General features: G+C 61.6%; 12 protein-coding genes. 11 read left to right on the top strand and 1 reads right to left on the bottom strand.

The window, feature by feature from the left end:
- Nucleotides 1-125: 125 nt before the first annotated feature.
- From ACGYKA_RS06345 to ACGYKA_RS06310, 8 genes are all read left to right on the top strand, one after another.
- Entirely contained in the window at nt 126-1085 is a 960-nt protein-coding gene (locus ACGYKA_RS06345) for a TAXI family TRAP transporter solute-binding subunit (protein ID WP_394408157.1), read from the top strand.
- A gap of 101 nt (nt 1086-1186) precedes the next feature.
- On the top strand, nt 1187-3940 hold the full coding sequence (locus ACGYKA_RS06340; protein WP_394408160.1) for a TRAP transporter permease: 2754 nt from the start codon (nt 1187-1189) through the stop codon (nt 3938-3940).
- A 12-nt stretch (nt 3941-3952) separates the two neighbouring features.
- Nucleotides 3953-4384 carry a universal stress protein gene (locus ACGYKA_RS06335; RefSeq protein WP_067268202.1) on the top strand — a complete coding sequence of 144 codons (432 nt, stop codon included), beginning with the start codon at nt 3953-3955 and terminating at the stop codon, nt 4382-4384.
- Between the two features lie 67 nt (nt 4385-4451).
- A complete protein-coding gene (locus ACGYKA_RS06330; protein WP_394408163.1) occupies nt 4452-5534 on the top strand; it encodes a carbon-nitrogen hydrolase family protein in 1083 nt (360 codons plus the stop codon).
- A 66-nt stretch (nt 5535-5600) separates the two neighbouring features.
- Entirely contained in the window at nt 5601-8336 is a 2736-nt protein-coding gene (locus ACGYKA_RS06325) for an aminotransferase class I/II-fold pyridoxal phosphate-dependent enzyme (RefSeq protein WP_394408166.1), read from the top strand.
- A gap of 17 nt (nt 8337-8353) precedes the next feature.
- The gene (locus ACGYKA_RS06320; RefSeq protein WP_394408169.1) at nt 8354-9811 is read left to right on the top strand and encodes a biotin carboxylase; all 1458 of its coding nucleotides are present in this window, start codon (nt 8354-8356) and stop codon (nt 9809-9811) included.
- 17 nt (nt 9812-9828) lie between these two features.
- Nucleotides 9829-10800 (top strand): C45 family autoproteolytic acyltransferase/hydolase, encoded by a 972-nt coding sequence (locus ACGYKA_RS06315; protein WP_209216969.1) that lies wholly within the window; start codon nt 9829-9831, stop codon nt 10798-10800.
- On the top strand, nt 10797-11900 hold the full coding sequence (locus ACGYKA_RS06310) for a CaiB/BaiF CoA transferase family protein (protein WP_394408172.1): 1104 nt from the start codon (nt 10797-10799) through the stop codon (nt 11898-11900). The genes ACGYKA_RS06315 and ACGYKA_RS06310 overlap by 4 nt, the downstream gene beginning before the upstream one ends.
- Before the next feature lie 50 nt (nt 11901-11950).
- Here the strand turns inward: ACGYKA_RS06310 and ACGYKA_RS06305 are convergent, their stop codons facing one another.
- A complete protein-coding gene (locus tag ACGYKA_RS06305) occupies nt 11951-12511 on the bottom strand; it encodes a type 1 glutamine amidotransferase domain-containing protein (RefSeq protein WP_394408175.1) in 561 nt (186 codons plus the stop codon).
- A gap of 157 nt (nt 12512-12668) precedes the next feature.
- On the opposite strand from ACGYKA_RS06305, the gene ACGYKA_RS06300 reads away from it, so the two are divergent.
- From ACGYKA_RS06300 to ACGYKA_RS06290, 3 genes are read left to right on the top strand one after another with little or no spacing between them, the layout of a single operon-like run.
- Entirely contained in the window at nt 12669-13316 is a 648-nt protein-coding gene (locus ACGYKA_RS06300; protein ID WP_394408178.1) for a paraquat-inducible protein A, read from the top strand.
- On the top strand, nt 13274-13933 hold the full coding sequence (locus ACGYKA_RS06295) for a paraquat-inducible protein A (protein WP_271690018.1): 660 nt from the start codon (nt 13274-13276) through the stop codon (nt 13931-13933). Before ACGYKA_RS06300 ends, ACGYKA_RS06295 begins: the two co-directional genes overlap by 43 nt.
- Entirely contained in the window at nt 13926-16010 is a 2085-nt protein-coding gene (locus ACGYKA_RS06290; protein ID WP_394438244.1) for an MlaD family protein, read from the top strand. Before ACGYKA_RS06295 ends, ACGYKA_RS06290 begins: the two co-directional genes overlap by 8 nt.
- Nucleotides 16011-16012 lie beyond the last annotated feature (2 nt).

Below are 16012 nucleotides of genomic sequence, written 5' to 3'. Positions count from 1 at the left end.
TCTGAATGGTGTGTGAAGAATTTCCCAGCCCAGTCAATTGCCTGAAGGCTGCGGCGCTCTACTTGTGCATGCAATGGTGTCCGCCTAAAGGGTGGTCCGCCAATTATAACAATGGGAGACATCTTATGAAAATGTTCAAAATGCTCGCGATGACCGGTGCCATGGTGGCCGGCACTGCGGCTATGGCGCAGGAAAAATTCATCACCATCGGCACCGGTGGTCAGACGGGCGTTTACTTTGTCGTCGGTCAGTCGATCTGCCGTCTGGTGAACCGCGGCACCGCGGATCACAACCTGAAGTGCACCGCGCCCTCCACCGGCGGGTCGATCGCCAACATCAACGCGATCAAAGCGGGCGACATGGACATGGGCGTGGCCCAGTCCGACTGGCAGTTCCACGCCTACAACGGCTCCTCCCAGTTCGAGGGTGACAAGTTCGACAAGCTGCGCGCGGTCTTCTCCGTGCATGGTGAGCCCTTCAACGTCATCGCCCGTGCCGACAGCGGCATCGAGAGCTTCGATGACCTCAAGGGCAAGCGCGTGAACATCGGTAACCCCGGTTCCGGTCAGCGCGCCACCATGGAAGTCGTGATGGACGCCCTTGGCTGGACGCTGGATGACTTCGCGCTCGCTTCCGAGCTGAAGCCGGCCGAGCAGGCCGCCGCTCTGGGCGATAACAAGGTCGACGCGATCATCTACACCGTGGGACACCCCAACGGCTCGATCCAGGAAGCCGTGTCGACCATCGACGCCAAGCTGATCCCGGTCGAGGGTGACGCGATTCAGGGTCTGATCGACGACAACCCCTACTACGCCGAGGCCACCGTGCCGGGCGGCATGTACAAGGGCACAGACGAAGACGTGAAAACCTTCGGCGTGAAAGCCACCTTCGTGACCTCCGCCGATGTTGACGACGAAGTCGTTTATCAGGTGGTCAAGGCGGTCTTTGACAACTTCGACCGTTTCAAGCGTCTGCACCCTGCCTTTGAGAACCTGACCCAAGAGGAAATGATCTCGGGCGGTCTTTCCGCGCCGCTGCACCCCGGCGCAGAGAAGTATTACAAAGAGCAAGGTTGGCTCGAGTAATCTATCCGTGACATGATAGCTCTGGCGGCGGTACGCTGCCGTCAGAGGCCCGAAAAACAATATGCGCATCCGCCCCAAGGTGGAGCCGACAGGGGGACGATATGTCTGAGAAGGACCAGCAAAAGGCGGCGGCTGTTGAAACCGCCGCGACCGGTGACCGGGGCGGATTGAGCCAGGCGGAACTGGACGAACTTGTCGCTTCTTCTGATACGGGTGGGCGTTCTGTCAGCGGTTTGATGGGCACCTTGCTGCTGCTGGTGGCCTTGGCTTGGTCCCTGTTCCAACTCTACATCGCCTCGCCCATCGGCCTTTTCAACGATACGCTGGCCCGCTCCATCCACCTCGGCTTTGCCGTATTCCTTGGCATCATGGTGTTTCCGGCCACGCGCACCAGTTTTCAGGTGGCGCTTGGCGTCATCGTTCCCATCGTTCTTGCCGCCCTATTCATGGTCAGTACGAAGGATTCTACCGCGGTCTGGTGGATCCCGATCCCGGCGGCCTTTGTGGTCGCGACAGTGCTGCTCGGCTCGCCCAAGAACCGCATTCCGATCTGGGAATGGGCCTTGGCCATCGTCGGCACCTTCTGCGCGCTGTATCTCTTTATCTTTTACCGTGACATCGCCAACCGCGTCGGCGCGCCGATCCTGCCGGATTATATCGCGGGGGTGACCGGTCTATTAATCCTGCTCGAAGCCACCCGCCGCGCCCTTGGGCCTGCGCTGATGATCGTGGCGAGCGTCTTTCTTTTCTACACCGTGCTCGGCCCCTATATGCCCAGCATCATCGCGCATAAGGGCAACAGCCTTTCGGAGATCGTGAACCACCAGTGGATCACGACCGAAGGTGTCTTTGGCATCGCGCTTGGCGTGTCGACCTCCTTCGTCTTCCTCTTCGTGCTCTTCGGCTCGCTGTTGGACCGTGCGGGGGCGGGCAACTACTTCATTCAGGTCGCCTTCAGCCTCATGGGCCACATGCGCGGCGGCCCGGCGAAAGCGGCGGTCGTGGCCTCGGCGATGACCGGCCTGATCTCTGGCTCTTCCATTGCCAACGTGGTGACCACCGGCACCTTCACCATCCCGCTGATGAAGAAAGTGGGCTTCAACTCCGAAAAAGCAGGCGCGGTCGAGGTGGCTTCGTCGGTCAACGGCCAGATCATGCCGCCCGTCATGGGGGCTGCGGCCTTCCTGATGGTCGAATATGTCGGCATTCCCTATTTCGACGTGGTCAAACACGCCTTCCTGCCTGCGGTGATCTCTTACATCGCGCTGGTCTACATCGTGCATCTTGAGGCGATGAAAGCCGGGATGCAGGGGCTGCCGCGTGCCTATACGCCCAAGCCGCTGGTGCAGCAGCTTATCGGCATCGCCTTTGCGATCATCGCGATCTGCGCGCTGTCCTTCGCCGTTTACTACCTGATGGGCTGGATCCGCCCGGCCTTCCCCGAAACGGCGGGCTATATCATCTTTGTCTTCCTCACGGCGGTCTATGTTGGCCTGCTTTATGTGGCGAGCAAGGAAGAACCGCTTGAGATGGAAGACCCCAACGCCGAGGTGACGACCCTGCCGATGCCGGGGCCGACTGCGCGGTCCGGTCTGCATTTCATCCTGCCTGTCGTGGTGCTGGTCTGGGCGCTGATGGTCGACCGCTTGTCGCCCGGCCTCTCGGCCTTTTGGGCCGCGGCCTATATGATCTTCATCCTGCTGACGCAGCGCCCGCTTATGGCGATGTTCCGGGGGGAGAGCCAGTTTGTGAACGACGTGAAAGCGGGTGTGCTTGACCTGATCGACGGTCTGGTCACCGGCGCGCGCAACATGATCGGTATCGGCATCGCCACCGCCACGGCGGGCATCATCGTCGGCGCGGTCAGCCAGACCGGTGTCGGCTCGGCGCTGGCGGATGTGGTCGAAGTGCTTTCGGGCGGCAATATCCTTGCCATCCTGTTCCTGACCGCGGTGCTGTCGCTGATCCTTGGCATGGGGCTGCCCACCACGGCGAACTATATCGTCGTCTCGGCGCTGCTGGCGCCGGTGATCGTGACGCTGGGCCAGCAGAACGGGCTGATCGTCCCGCTGATCGCGGTACATCTCTTCGTCTTCTACTTCGGCATCATGGCCGATGTGACCCCGCCGGTGGGATTGGCGAGTTTTGCTGCCGCCGCCGTTTCGGGCGGTGATCCGATCCGCACAGGTCTGGTTGCCTTCTTCTACTCCCTGCGCACCGCGGCGTTGCCGTTCCTGTTTATCTTCAACACGGAATTGCTGCTGATCGGGGTCACATGGGGGCAGGGGCTGTTCATCTTTGTGGTGGCGACCGTGGCCATGCTGCTTTTCGCGGCGGCGACCCAAGGTTTCTTTCTGGCCCGCAACCGTTTCTACGAGACTATCGCGCTGCTGCTTATCGCCTTTACCCTGTTCCGCCCGGGCTTTTGGATGGACATGATCTATCCCCCCTATAGCGAGGAGGCCCCGACCGAGATTGTTCAGGCCGCCGAAGAAACCCCTGCGGGTGAACGGCTGCGGCTGCGCATCTCGGGCGTGAACGATCTGGGCGATCCGCTGGAGTTCGTGGCGCTGCTGCCCATCGGCGAAGGTGAGACTGGGGCCGAGAAGCTGGAGGCCGCGGGTCTCATGTTCCGCAAAGATGGCGACAAGATGATCATCGACGATGTCCTCTACGACAGCCCGGCCCAGGGCGCGGGTCTCGATTGGGATCAAGAGGTGCTGCGGGTGCTTAAACCGATGCCGCAACCCAGCAAGTACTGGATGTTCATCCCCGCCCTGCTACTTCTGGCGCTGGTGGTGTTCTTGCAACGGGGCCGTGCCGCGCAGGCCCCCCGTAAGCCCGCGACAGCCTGAGGAGGGCGCATCATGTTCGATAACATTCTGCTGACCGTTGATCTGAGCGACCCGAAATCATGGGAAAAGGCGCTGCCGCAGGCGATTGATATGATCCGCCTCTCCAAGGGCACGTTGCATATCCTCTCGGTCGTGCCGGACATGGGCACGCCGCTGGTCGAAGGGTTCTTTCCCGCAGATTACGAGAAACAGGCCACGGGCCGCGCGGCCAAGGCGCTTGAACAGCTGGTCGAGCGTGAGGTGCCTGATGACGTAAAGGTGAAGCAGCATCTGAAATTCGGCAAGATCCACCGCGAGGCGCTGAAAACGATAAAGAAATCAAACGCCGATCTGGTGGTCATGGGGTCCGAGCACCCCGACAGCCTGCGCGAATTCCTCGTCGGCTCCAACGCCGACCGCATTGTGCGTCGTTCCCCTGTTTCCGTTCTGGTCGTGAGGGCGTAAGACACGTGCGTCGCGGAGATAGGCAAGGAAATGGTCCATTGCGCCGCGTAGTTCGGAGTATTCACGCATGACCCCTTTCGCGATTGCCGGCGTGCAGATGTACGTCAATGCCTTGCAGCCCAATGTCGAGGGCATGATCCAGCGGCTCGACATTCTGATGGCGCGTTTCCCTTGGACGCAGATGGTGCTGTTCTCCGAACTGGCGCCTTTCGGCCCGCTTGACCGGTTTGCCCTGCCGCCCGAGAATGAGACGATCGAACAGTTTCAGGCCGCCGCGCGGCGGCATCGGGTCTGGCTGATCCCCGGTTCGATGTTCCTCAAGCATCCCGAGGATGGCCGCGTATATAACACCTCGGTCGTCATCAACCCCGAAGGCGAAGTGGTGCGCCGCTATGCCAAGATGTTCCCCTTCCGGCCCTATGAGGCCGGGATCGCGGCGGGCAATGAATTCTGTATTTTCGATGTGCCGGGTGTGGGCCGCTTTGGCCTGTCGATCTGCTATGACATGTGGTTCCCCGAAACGACGCGGCAGTTGACCTCGCAAGGGGTCGAGGTGCTTCTGCACCCGGTGCTGACCGGCACCACCGACCGCGATGCGGAACTGGCCATCGCGCGTGCCACGGCGGCGCAGTTCCAGTGCTATATCTTCGACGTGAATGGCCTGGGCGCCGGGGGCGTGGGCCGCTCCTGCGTGGTCGACCCGACTTCGATGGTGCTGCACCAATCGGCGGGGCAAGAGGATATGTTCCCGATTGAGATCGACCTCAACATGGTGCGCCGCCAGCGTGAGACGGGGATGAAGGGGCTGGGCCAACTGCTCAAATCCTTCCGCGACCGCCCGACAGACTTCCCGGTCTATGACCGTGACAGCGGCGCGGATGCCTTCCTCCACACGCTTGGCCCGCTTGAAATTCCGCAACAGGGCAGCCGTGCGGGGCTGCATGTCGATGTGCCCGCGCAGCAGGTCCCTGCCGAAATTCCCGCCTACAAGGGCAAGAACGGCTTCCCGCCCGAACCGCTTGCCAGCCCCACGGCTGGCACGGCGCCTGAGGTTGCGCAAACACCGGCGCCCGCGGTACCCGCTGCGGCCATGCCCGACCCACAGACAACGCCCGACACGCCCGGGCAGAACGACAATACCAGCGGCTAGGCCGGGGTTAGGTTCGCACAAAGCGCTACCTGACGCATCGGTCGGCCCTCCAGCAGAGGACGACTGATGCATTCTATGAACGACTATTCCTCGGCCATTCAACTGCGGTCGGATCGGTGGAGCGCCCTGCGCGCCGCCGCCGCCGCCATGTCACGCGATCCGAAAGGCAAGGGCGCGGCGCAGGGGCGCAAGGAAATCGAGGCGCTGTTTGAGTCACTGGCCCTGATCGAGCCCTATTGGGCCTTTCCGGGCATGTCCGCTTTTGACCACATGCGTCGCCAGTTCGCCCACGGCAATTTCGAAGATCTGGCCTTTGCCGTGAACCGGGTGACGCGGGCGCTAACCACCGGCGCCTATCGCCGCCGCACCATCCCGTTGGAACGCGACAGTCTGGATCAAGACGAGCATGACGACGAGGCGATGTTGCCGCCCGAGGCGCGGGCGCTGGCGAAACCCTATTTCGAAGTGCTGATCGTCGACAATGTGAACGAACAGCAGGAACGCTGGCTGCGCAGCAATGTCTCCCGCATGCGCCGGACCGAAGACCCGTTCATCTACGAAGCCGTCGTGGTGCCCAGCCTCGAAGACGCGCTGATCGCGGTGATGTTCAACCACAATATCCAAGCCATCGTCGTCCGCCCCGGGCTCACGTTGAAATCGAAAGTCGATCAACAGATCCTGACCCGCTACCTCGCCCGCGCGGGCGGGCAGGATGAGATAGACGCACTTCAGCCTGAGAGCTATGGCCCAGAGCTTTGCCGCATGATCGCCAAGGTCCGGCCCGAGCTTGATGCCTATCTGGTCACCGAACGCTCGGTCGAGGATATCGCGGGGCTCGATCTGGGGATTTGTCGGCGGGTCTTCTACAATCAAGAAGACTTCATGGAGCTGCACCTCAACATCCTGCGCGGGGTGCAGGCGCGCAACAAGTCGCCCTTCTTCACCGCGCTGGTGGAATATTCCAAACAGCCCACCGGCGTCTTCCACGCCATGCCGATCAGCCGTGGCAAGTCGATCACCCGCAGTCACTGGATTCAGGACATGGGGGCGTTCTACGGGCCGAATATCTTCCTTGCAGAGACCTCGGCGACATCGGGCGGCCTCGACAGCCTGCTAGAGCCGCATGGACCGATCAAAGAGGCGCAGGAACTGGCAAGCCGCGCTTTCGGCTCTAAACAGACGTTTTTCGCCACCAATGGCACCTCGACCTGCAACAAGATCGTGGTGCAGGCACTGGTGCGGCCCGGGGATATCGTGCTGGTCGACCGCGACTGCCACAAGTCGCACCATTACGGGATGGTGCTGGCAGGCGCGCAGGTCAGTTACCTCGACAGCTATCCGCTCAACGAATACTCGATGTACGGCGCCGTACCGCTGCGTGAGATCAAGGAGCGGTTGCTGGAGCTAAAGGCCGCGGGCAAGCTCGACCGCGTGCGGATGCTGTTGCTGACCAACTGCACCTTCGACGGGCTGGTCTACAACGTCGAGCGGGTGATGGAGGAATGTCTGGCGATCAAGCCCGACCTCATCTTCCTTTGGGACGAGGCATGGTTCGCTTTCGCCCGGTTTAGTCCCACATATCGCCAGCGTACCGCGATGAACGCGGCCAATACCCTACGCGCGAAGTTCAAATCCGAAGCCCATACCCCCGCCTATGAGGCGCAGCAGAAAGAGTTGAAGGACGCGGACGACGAGACGCTGTTGAACACTCGGTTAATCCCCCCGCCGCAGGCGCGGGTGCGGGCCTATGCCACGCAATCGACCCACAAGACGCTGACCTCGCTGCGGCAGGGCTCGATGATCCACGTCAACGATCAGGACTTCAAAGGCGAGGTCGAGCAGAGCTTTCACGAAGCCTATATGACCCACACTTCGACCTCGCCGAACTACCAGATCATCGCCTCGCTCGACGTGGGGCGGCGTCAGGTCGAACTCGAAGGGTTCGAGTTTGTCCAACGGCAGGTCGAAGCGGCGATGTCGATGCGCCGCGCGATCAGCGAACACCCCCTCTTACGCAAGTATTTCAAAGTGCTCTCCGCCGGGGACATGATCCCCGAACAGCACCGCGAAAGCGGCGTCACCAGCTACTATGACGTTGAGCAGGGCTGGACCGACATGTGGGATTGCTGGGAGCAGGATGAATTCGTGCTCGACGCGACCCGCGTGACCCTCGCCGTCGGCGGCACGGGCTGGGATGGCGATACTTTCAAGACCCAGATCCTGATGGACAAATACGGCATCCAGATCAACAAGACCTCGCGCAATACCGTGCTGTTCATGACCAACATCGGCACCACGCGCTCTTCGGTCGCCTATCTGATCGAAGTGCTGGTGGAGATTGCCAAATCTCTCGATGATCTTTTGGACGATGCCAGCCGGATGGAGCGGCTGTCATTCGACCGGCGCGTCACCAATCTGATGGAGAACTACCCGCCGCTGCCGGATTTCAGTTGCTTCCACGAAGCCTTCCGCGCCGCAGACACGCCCGAAGGCGACATTCGCACGCCCTTCTTCCTCGCCTATGATGAGAAGAACTGTGACTACCTCGATCTGAACGGATCCTTGCAAGAGGTCATGGACGCGGGCGACACGGTGGTCTCGGCCAGCTTCATCATCCCCTATCCGCCCGGCTTTCCGATCCTCGTACCCGGACAGGTCGTCAGTCAGGAAATTCTCGACTTCATGCGCGCGCTCGACGTGAGCGAGATCCACGGATACCGGCCCGATCTGGGCCTGCGCGTCTTTACTGCGGAGGCGCTGAAACGCGTGCGCCGCAAAGACCTTTCTTCTTCACCCGTTTGACCAAAAGGACCTACGACATGGTAAAAATTCTTAAGAATATCTCCGAAATCCGCCGGTTCTTTCACCGAAACGAAGATCCGGTTTATTTCATCTCGGCCACCAATTTTAACCTTTTGGGCCTCGATGAATGGGTGAAAAACTTCAAATACATCTGCTACATCGACTGCTACGGCGGCAAGCATCCCAACGTCTTCTGCCCCTCGGAACAGCCCCATGCGGAGTTCCAGAGCATCGAGGACATCAACAACTACCTGCTGCAGCACAAGGAGGTCATCGACTTCATCAAGCGCCGCGGGGGCAAGCCCAAGTTCGTCTTCCTGATGTTCGACGAAGAGACCGAGCGCCTGAGCAAAGAGCTCGGGGCCGAGGTCTGGTTCCCCAAGGCCAAGCTGCGCCAATCGATGGACAACAAGATCGAGACGGTGCGCATCGGCAACAAGGCCGGCGTGCCTTCGGTGCCCAACACGCTGAGCGAGGTGAAAAGCTACGACCACCTCCGCGAGATCTGCGAGAAGGCCGATCTGGGCCATGACCTCGTGCTGCAATCGGCCTATGGCGACAGCGGGCATACCACCTTTTTCATCAAGACCGAGGCCGATTTCCGCCGCCACGAGAGCGAGATCGTGGGCGAGGGCGAGATCAAGATCATGAAGCGGATCGACTGTCGCGGTGCCGCGATCGAGGCTTGCGCCACCAAGGAGGGCACCATCGTCGGCCCGCTGATGACCGAACTGGTCGGCTTCAAGGAATTGACCCCCTACCGCGGTGGCTGGTGCGGCAACGAGATCCTCGCCACCGCCTTCCCGCCCAAGGTGCGGGAGAAGGCCCGCGATCTGACCTTCAAGTTCGGCGAGCAGTTGCGGAAAGAGGGCTATCGCGGCTATTTCGAGCTCGACTTCCTGATCGACAAGAAGACCGGCGACTTGTGGTTGGGGGAGTTGAACCCGCGGATCACCGGGGCAAGCTCGATGACCAACCACGCCGCCTTCGCCCATGCCGACGCGCCGCTGTTCTTGTTCCACTTGCTGGAGTTCAGCCGCAAGAAGTTCACCCTCGACGTGGATGAGCTGAACGCCCGCTGGGCCGATCCGGATAACATCGACGGCTGGAGCCAGATGGTCATCAAACACACCGAAGACAGTGTCGACATCTGCACCGAGGCGCCCGAGACCGGGATTTACAAGATGAAGGAAGACGGCGGCGTGGTCTTTGACCGTTTTGACTATCACCGCCGCGCGGTCGAAAGCGAGAACGAGGCTTTCTTCCTGCGCATCCTGCAACCGGGCGATTATCGCTATGAAGGAGCCGACATTGGCATCCTTGTGACGCGGGGTCGGTCGATGACCAAGTCTTTCCAGTTGAACGAACGCGCGAAAAAGTGGATTCACGGGATCAAACGCAGCGTGGACGGCAAACCCATTCCCTCCGCTTCCGCTGGTCCGGAGTTTTCGGATCCGGCGTTCAAGATCCTGTAACGAGATGAAAGGCCGCGATGTACTGGCGCGCACTGTCCGAAGACCAGCCCGGCCCGAAATGGGCTGGTCTCTTCGCGGCCTATTGGCCTGATTACCACGCCTGGTGGCTGAAGGAGGGGGAGGCCGCGCGTCCGACCTATGCCCAATGCCGCCGTGCGCTGGCCCAGCATATGCCCGAGATGCTGCCGCTTTATGACCAGCTTTGCAGTCTGGCAGGCGGCGGCGATCACGCGGCGCGCTTCCTTAGTTTCTATTGCCCGCCGCCCTATCTCTCGGCCTGTTCGCAGGCGATCTGGGCGGGGAAAGAGCCGGTCATGGTGCGCAACTATGACTATAACCCCAATGCCTTTGACGCGATGGTGCTACGCACGGGCTGGCAGGGGCGGCAGGTCATGGGCACCTCCGACGGGCTTTGGGGGCTGGTCGACGGGGTGAATGATGCAGGGCTGTCGATCTCGCTCACCTTTGGCGGGCGACGTGTGGTGGGCGAAGGCTTCGGCGTGCCGCTGATCCTGCGCTATGTCTTGCAGACCTGCGAAACCGCGCAGGAGGCGGGCGAGGTGCTGGCGCGGGTGCCCACACATATGAGCTACAACGTGACCGTACTCGACCGAAAGCGCAGTTACCTGACCGCCATGATGGCCCCCGATCGCCCCGCTGTCATCACCCGCGCCGCGGTGGCGACCAACCATCAAGAGAATGTGGAGTGGATCAGCCACGCCCGCTTTACCGCCACGGTCGAGCGGGAGCGCTACCTGTTGCAACGTCTGCGTCTGCACCGCGACCCGGAGGAAAAGTTCATCGGGGCGTTCCTCAAGCCGCCGCTTTATTCCACGGCCTTCAACGCCGGGTTCGGCACGCTTTACACCGCCGTCTACCGTCCGCGCAAACGCGAGATGGAGTTGCGCTGGCCCGGCACGACATGGGCGCTGTCACTGTCGGATTTCACCGAAGGGGCGCGGCAGGTCTTGGTGCCGGGGGCGGCATGAGCGGGGCGGCGCGCAAAGGGCCGCTGTCCTCGCTCAGGGTGGTGGAGTTTTCCGGTCTTGGCCCCGCGCCGCTGGCAGGGCAACTGCTGGCCGATCAAGGCGCGGATGTCATCACGGTTGACCGCAAAGCCGCCCCGGCGGAGCCGTCGGACATCAACCGGCGCGGCAAGCGGTCGGTGGTGTTGAACCTGAAAACCGCCGAAGGGATCGCCGCGGCAAAGGCGCTGATCGCTTCTGCCGATGTGCTGATCGAAGGGTTTCGCCCCGGCGTGATGGAACGTTTGGGCCTTGGTCCCGAGGATTGCCCTAAAACCCTGATCTATGGCCGCATGACCGGCTGGGGCCAGACCGGCCCATGGGCGCAGACGGCGGGGCATGACATCAATTATTTGGCTCTAACAGGGGCACTTCATGCCATGGGCCACGCCGACGCGCCCCCGGTGCCGCCCCTGAACATGGTGGCGGATTACGGCGGCGGGACGATGTTTCTACTGTTCGGCATCCTTGCAGCCGTCATCGAACGCGGTGTGACCGGTAAGGGCCAAGTCGTCGACGCCGCGATGGTCGATGGGGTGCCTGCGATGATGGGGCTGATCCATGGCATGCTGGCCCAAGGCGCATGGACCGAAGAGCGTGCCGCCAATTGGCTTGACGGGGCCGCGCCCTTCTATCGTTGCTACACCTGCGCCGATGGGAAGTTCGTCTCGGTCGGGGCATTGGAGCCGCAGTTCTACGCGATCTTGTTGGAGAAGCTGGGCCTGCCTGCGGCGCTTGCCGACAGCCAGAACGATAGGACGACATGGGAGGCGCGTATCGCCGAGTTCTCCGCGATTTTTGCCACCCGCGCCCGGGACGACTGGGCGGCGCATTTCGACGGCTCAGATGCCTGCGTGGCCCCGGTGCTCAGCTTTTCCGAAGCGCCGGATCATCCGCAGATGGCGGCGCGGGGCAATGTGGTGAGGGTCGATGGCGTGTTGCAATCAGGCCAAGCGCCGCGGTTTGACGGTTCCGCGCCACAGATGCCTAGCCCCCCACGGGCAATCGGTGCGGATACCGATGCTGTGCTGGCGGAGCTTGGTCTGCCGCGCGACCGCGCATGAAAAACCCCCGGTCAAAGGACCGGGGGTAAATCTTGTCATAGAGGTAAGGCTCAAGCCGCCTTGCGGTCGTGTTTGCCCTCTTCGACTTCCTCGACGATCTTGGCGACGAAAGCGTCGAGATCCTCGGGCGAGCGGCTGGTCACGATGCCTTGGTCGGCCACCACTTCGCTGTCTTCGTAATGCGCGCCGGCATTCTTTACATCCGTCGCGATGGAGGAGAAGGAAGTCGCCTTGCGGCCCTTGATGATGCCCGCCTCGATCAGCAGCCACGGGGCGTGGCAGATGGCGGCGACGGTCTTGCCGCTGTCGTGGAACTTGCGGATCAAAGCCACCGCGTCTTTGTTGGCGCGCAGCAGGTCGGGGTTGATCTGGCCACCGGGCAGCACGATGCCTTGGTAGTCGTCGACACTCACGTCCCGAAGGGCGAGGTCTGCGGGCACGGTGTTGCCCCAGTCATCTTCGTCCCAACCCTTGATCTCATTGCCGTCGGGCGTGGCTACATGGACGGTGGCACCGCGGTCGCGCAGATCGTTCAGGGGTTTTTCCAGTTCGGACTGCTCAAAGCCATTGGTGGCGAGGATCAGGATCTTTGCATTGGTGATATCAGTCATTGCTTTCTCCTTTGTCATTTCTGCTAGACCAACGGTCTGCATGGCCGCCTGTTCCCCTCACATTCGCGCGAGGGCGATGATCCGCCGGTGCAGATGCGCCACAGGGCGGTGAATATTTGTTGATACGTCAAAGGACGGCATCATATATGCGTTCAGAATGGATCGCCCCGACACCCCCCTTGCCGAATTGCCCATGGACGAATTGATCGTCTGTCCGCAATGCGACGCCGTCTATCGGCTGCGCCGCCCCGCCCATGGGGAGCGGGCGAGTTGTGAGCGGTGCCATACCGCCCTGATCACGCCCCGCAGAAACGCCGGGTTGCAGATCATCGCCGTGGCGGTGGCGGTCATGGTGCTGATTATCGGGGCGGCGGTCTTTCCATTCCTCACCATCGACGCGGCGGGGGCCAGCAACGCGGTGTCGGTGCTGGATGCAGCACTTGCCTTTTCCGGCGGGCCGATGATCCTCTTGTCGCTGGCCACGGCGGCGCTGATCTTTTTCATCCCGCTCTTGCGGGTGCTGCTGGCGCTCTATGTGCTGATCCCCGTGGTGCTGGATCGCCCGCCCGCGCGCCATGCCGTCGCCGCCTTTCGCCTGTCGGAGGAACTGCGCCCTTGGTCGATGGCCGAGGTTTTTGCCATCGGCTGTGCCGTGGCGCTGGTCAAAGTGGCCGATCTGGCCGATGTGGGCTTTGGCCCCGCGTTTTACATGTTCGGCGCGCTGGTGATCCTCGTCATCGCGCAGGACAGATTCTTATGCAAATGGTCCGTATGGAACTCTCTGGAACATCCCAAGACATCGTGAGCGCACGGGAGTTGGGCATCGTGGCCTGCACCCGCTGTAACAAGCCCGCGCCGATGGGCACGGAGCTTTGCAGCCGTTGTGGCAGCAAGCTGGTCTCGCGCGATCGGATGAGCCTTCAGCGTGTCTGGGCATTCTGGACGGTGGGGCTGATGTGCTACATCCCCGCGAATACCTATCCGATGCTCAAGACCCGCACGCTGTTTCAGGTCGAGGAAAGCACGATCATCGGCGGCGCGGTGGAACTGGCGCAATATGGCAACTGGGGGATCGCCCTGATCATCCTCTTCGCCTCTGTCGCCATTCCGTTGGCTAAATTCATGGCCGTGGCCTTTCTTGCGATCAGCGTCAAACGGCGCTCGGTCACCTCGCAGCGCCAGCGGCATTACCTTTACGAAGTGGTTGAGTACATCGGACGCTGGTCGATGATCGATATCTTTGTGGTTGCGATTTTGTCGTCTCTGGTGCAACTCAAGACACTGGCCGCCATCAATCCCGGTACCGCGAGCATCTTTTTTGCCCTCTCCGTGATCTTTACCATGCTGGCGGCACAAGCGTTCGATACCCGCATGATCTGGGACGCTCAGACCAAGGACGAGGGCCTGAAAACCAATGACTAAGACGCCTCCCGACGTACCGATTTCCCCGACTCGCAAGATGTTTCTCAGCGGGGCCTCGGTGATCTGGATCATCCCGATCCTCGCCCTGATCGTGGCGCTTTTCGTGGCCTATCGCTCTTACAGCGAACGCGGCCCGGTGATCGTCGTGGAATTTGAAGAGGGCGCGGGTATCTCTGCTGGCGAGACCGAGTTGCGCTTTCGCGATGTGACGGTCGGGGTGGTCGAGAAGGTCGGCTTTACCTCGGGTTTGGACCGGGTGACGGCGCATATCCGCGTCGACAAGGACGTGGCGCCTTATATCGACAATGGCGCGGTCTTCTGGGTCGTGCAGCCCGAGGTCACGGCACAGGGCATCACCGGTCTCAGCACGGTGCTGAGCGGTGTCTATATCGAAGGGTCATGGGACCAACAGGTCGGCCCGGCGGCGGAGCGCTTTCAGGGATCGTCGACCGAGCCGTTGATCCGCGGCGGCCAAGGCGGGCTTGAGATCGCCTTCCGCTCCACCGCAAACGGGCATCTGACCGACAATGCGCCGATCCTTTACAAGGGCATCGAAGTGGGCCGTGTCGGCTATGCCAAGATCGCCCCGCGCGGCAACTATGCCATTGTCGAGGCGCTGATTTTCGAAGAGCACCGCCAGCTGATCAATGAATCCACCCGGTTTTGGGATGCATCGGGCTTTAGCGTCAACATTGGCCCGGCGGGGGCCGAGATCGACTTTTCCTCGTTGGCGACCCTCGTTGGCGGCGGCATCACCTTTGACACTTTCGTCTCGGGCGGCGCGCAGGTGTCTGACGGCACGGTGTTTGAGATTTACCCCGACAAGGAAACCGCGCGGAACTCTGTCTTTAACGCCTCCGAAGTCGATCCGCTGAAGCTGAGTGTCGTGTTCGACGACAATATCTCGGGTCTGATCGTCGGCGCCCCGGTTGAGATGAGCGGGCTGGAGATCGGTGAGGTCGAGACCCTCTCGGGGCTGGTCGACTTCGAACGGTTCGGCGACAGCCGCGTCCGGCTGAACGCCATCCTGTCGATCCAACCGGCGCATTTGGGGATGCAGGACGATGTGACCGCCGAGGCCGCTTTGGCGTTCTTGAAAGAACGTGTGGAAAACGGCCTGCGCGCGCGGCTTGCCTCGGCCAGCCTTCTGACCGGCGGTTTGAAGGTTGAGTTCGTGGCCGTCGAAGACGCGCCTGAAGCTTCGTTGAACGAGACGGAGAATGGCCTTGCGCTGATGCCCACTACCGAAAGCGATGTCTCCGATGCGGCGGCCACGGTCGAAGGGGTCTTTGCCCGCATTAACAGCCTGCCGATCGAAGAGTTGCTCAACAGCGCGATCACCTTCCTCAATTCGGCAGAGGCTTTCGTGTCGGACGAAGACCTGCGCGAAACCCCGCAGGACGTGCGCACCCTTTTGGGCGAATTGACCGGGCTGGTCTCTTCCGAAGAGGTCAAGAACGTGCCTGTCGCCCTGAACGGCACGCTGGTGCGGATCGAAGAACTGGTGGCCCAGCTTGAGGAGGAGCGGATTGCCGAACGGCTTTCCGACGCGCTTGAGGGCGCGTCGGATGCGGCCAATGCGGTGTCCTCCTCGGTCGAAGGCGTGCCGGAGTTGGTGGAGCGCATTCAGGCGGTGGCGGCCAAGGCCGAAACGCTTGAGGTCGAAGAACTGGTCGTCGCACTCACCGACCTCACCGAATCCGCCGATGCGGTGATCGGCACCGAAGATGCGGTGGCCCTGCCGGGCGCATTGAAACGCGCCTTGGACGAATTGAACGCCACGTTGGAAGAGCTGCGCGAAGGCGGCGCGGTCGAGAATGTGAACCGCACCTTGGCCTCGGCCCGCAACGCCGCGGACAATATCGCCCTCTCGGCCCAAGACCTGCCGCAGGTGGTCGAGCGTTTGACCGCGCTTTTTGCCCAAGCCAGCCGCACCATCGAAGGCTATAATCAAGGTGAACAGCTGAGCCGCAGCGCCGAACGCACCCTGCGCGACATTCAGAAAGCCGCCGATGCCCTTGCATCTTTGGCGCGGACCATCGAACGTAACCCCAATTCTCTATTGCTGGGACGGTAACG

The organism is Sulfitobacter sp. 1A15106 (genome assembly GCF_043556995.1).
Lineage (GTDB): Bacteria > Pseudomonadota > Alphaproteobacteria > Rhodobacterales > Rhodobacteraceae > Sulfitobacter > Sulfitobacter faviae.
This window is presented reverse-complemented; position numbering and strand designations above follow the sequence as displayed.